The 3,010-nt window shown below is 68.6% G+C and carries 2 protein-coding genes; both read right to left on the reverse strand.

What is annotated here, in order from left to right:
- Positions 1–122: 122 nt before the first annotated feature.
- Entirely contained in the window at positions 123–1,376 is a 1,254-nt protein-coding gene (locus GA0115259_RS27625) for a sugar ABC transporter substrate-binding protein (protein ID WP_093602084.1), read from the reverse strand.
- 313 nt (positions 1,377–1,689) lie between these two features.
- Positions 1,690–2,754 carry a LacI family DNA-binding transcriptional regulator gene (locus GA0115259_RS27630; RefSeq protein ID WP_256098169.1) on the reverse strand — a complete coding sequence of 355 codons (1,065 nt, stop codon included), beginning with the start codon at positions 2,752–2,754 and terminating at the stop codon, positions 1,690–1,692.
- Positions 2,755–3,010: the final 256 nt, after the last annotated feature.

Consider the following 3,010-nt stretch of genomic DNA (forward strand, 5'->3'; position numbering starts at 1 on the left):
TCCACGGCACCAGACCCCGCTCCCTGATCCGGCCAGATCCAAACGAAAGACCCTAGGCCCGGACTTCACCGGGACCGCTCGGGCCTCATGGGCCCCATGGGCGGCAGGCTCGGTCGAGGGGCTCATCGCGCTTGCTCCACGAGCCCCTCGATCTCGGACTGCGCCTTCTCGGCGGCCTCCTGCGGCGAGGACTTGCCCTGAGTCACCGAGGCGATGGCGTCATCGACCTTGGAGCTGATCTCGCTCCACCTCGGCTGGACCGGCGTGATCCTGGAGGACTCCATCTGCTCACGGAAGACCTGGAGCGCCGGATCGTCGGCGAGCCTGCCGGAGTCCCATGCGCTGGTGTTGGCGGGCAGATCGCTGGAGCGCGTGAACCAGTCCCGCTGGCCCTCGGTGCCGGTGAGATAGGTGATGAACTCCTGGGCCGCGGCCTTGTGTTCGCTGTCCTTGGAAACGACGAGGCTGGAGCCGCCCGCCATGGAGACGGAGCCCTGGTCGGCCGGGACCTTCGCGACGCCCCACTTGTCCTTGAGATCGGGATAGCCGTCATCGATCAAGGTCATGATCCAGGGACCGGAGAAGAACATCGGCGCGTCACCGGTGTTGAAGTCCTTCAGTACGTCATAGCCGGGCACGACGCTCTTCTTGGCCAGGCCCTTGTCGAAGTACGAGCCGTACTCCGCCAGGGCGCGGACGGAGGCCGGGCTGTTGACGACCGTCTTGCCGTCGTCGGTGACGATCTCGCCGCCGGCCGAGTAGAGGAAGGGGTACCAGCTCTGTACGGTGTCCAGGCCGCTGGGCTGGATGGAGATGCCCCACTTGGTACCGGCCTTGTCCTGGTAGGCGGTGGCGAGCTGCCGTAGCTCCGGCCAGGTGGCGGGCGGCTTCTCGACGCCGGCCTTCTTCGCCAGATCGGTGCGGTAGTAGAGGACGCGGGTGTCGACGTACCACGGGACGCCGTACACCTCGCCGCCGATCTCGCCCTGCTGCCAGGCGGCCGGGAAGAAGGTGTCCTTCTTGAAGACCGTGGTGTCCACCGGTTCCAGCACGCCGAGTTCGGCGAACTCGCCCATATAACTGCCGCCCATCTGGGCCACATCGGGCAGATTGCCGGCGGCGGCGGCCGAGATCAGCTTCTGGTGGGCGACGTCCCAGCCGACCGGAGTGACCTTGACGGTGATGTGCGGGTTGGCCTTCTCGTACACCGAGGCCACTTCCGCGAGCTTCTCTCCCTCGGCACCCATGGCCCAGACGGTGAGCGTCTGCTTCTTGTCGGCGGCGACTCCCTCACCGCCGGAGCTGCCGCACGCGGTGATTCCGAAGGCCAGCGCGAGCGCGGTGGCGGCAGAGGCTGTTCTGGCGGTGCGGTGCATGGACGGCTCCTCCTTGAGCTCCCCGATGTATGCGCTGCCTGTAAGCGCATACATCACTGTGCCGCCGCCTTTCCGGAATCCGCAAGAGGTCCTTTGGTCACACTCGTGCAACATGTGTGACATCTGGGAGTGCGGTGTCCGGTGCGGCCACTGTGGGCGCTCAGATGGTGCTGGGCAGTTCGCCGGGATGGCTCGCGGCATGTTCGGACGCCACGGACAGTCCGTCGGCGAACGGCTGCGAGATCAGCGCCGGGAAGAAGGCGTGTCCCGTGAGGCAATGGGCGTGCCCGGGCTGAGTGCGGGTACGGGGCCGTCAGCAGCCGCAGCTCGCTCGGCGGGCCACCGAGACCGGCAGCATCAGTGAGACCGGCTCGCGGTCCCGGTTGCCGAGCCGCTGTACGAGCAGCTCCACGGCCTCCTCGCCCAGCCGCCGGATCGGCTGCCGTACGGTCGTCAGCGCCGGCCGCACCATCCGGCTCAGCGGAATCCCGTCGAAGCCCGTCACCGCGATGTCCTCGGGCACCCGCACACCGCGCCGCTCCAGGGCGTGCAGGGCGCCGATCGCCATCTGGTCGTTGGCGAAGAGCATCGCCTGCGGTCGGCGGCCGTGCGGGCCGCCGCGCTCCAGCAGCGTCTCGGCCGCCCGCCGGCCCTCGGCCTGTGTCATCATCACGGCGCGCAGTTCCGGTTCGTCCGGAACCGGCAGTCCCGCTTCCGCGCACGCCTCCCGGAAGCCCCGGAACCGTGCCTCGGCGTCCGGCGACTCCTTCTCGCCGCCGATGAAGACCAGTTCGCGCAGCCCGTGGTCGCGGATGAGATGGCGGGCCAGTTCCCGTTCGCCGTCGGAGTTGGCCACCTCGATATGGTCGAGATGGTCGATCTCGCGCGGCCCGGCCAGCATCACCACGGGCAGCCGCCGTGAGATCACCTCCAGGTCCTCGGTGGGAACGGTCCGTGCCAGTACGGCGAAACCGTCGACCCGGCCCGCGACCTTCGCCACCAGCGACTCGGGCCCGCCCTTCAGGGACGCGGCGATCAGCAGCGCGTACCCGTGCCGCCGCGCGGCCCGCTCCATTCCCCGGATGATCTGGTCGGAGTAGAGCATCACGGCGGAGTCGTCGTACGTGTCGTCCGCCTCGGCATCGGTCTCGGCGTCCGGATCCGCGTAGTCCGGGAAGCAGAGCCCGAGCACTCCGGTGGTCCTGCTGGCCAGACCGCGCGCGTTTCCGCTGGGTACGTAGCCGAGCGTACGGGCCGCCGCGAGCACCCGGTCGCGGGTCTGGGCGCGGACCGAATCCGGGTTCCGGTAGACCCGTGACACCGTCGCAATGGAGACGCCGGACCGCTCGGCGACGTCGTACACCGTGGGGGCACTCACCCGACCGACCGTCCGCTTCTTGTCTGTGGTGTTCCGTCCATGAAAGCGCATTCACCCTAGGCGCCGCGCTGTCCGCGGAGCAAGGCGGCCTCCGGGACGGACGGAAAACTGGTTGGACAGAGAAACTTGCAAGGTTACCTGTCCACATTCTACGGTGAGTCCATGTCCGAGGAGTCCGGGCGTTCGGGCGATCCGACCGCCGAGCAGGTCGCCGCCGATCTTGCCGCTGTCGTCGGCAGGCTGATGCGGCGGCGGC

The sequence above is a fragment of the Streptomyces sp. MnatMP-M17 genome, assembly GCF_900091995.1.
GTDB lineage: Bacteria > Actinomycetota > Actinomycetes > Streptomycetales > Streptomycetaceae > Streptomyces.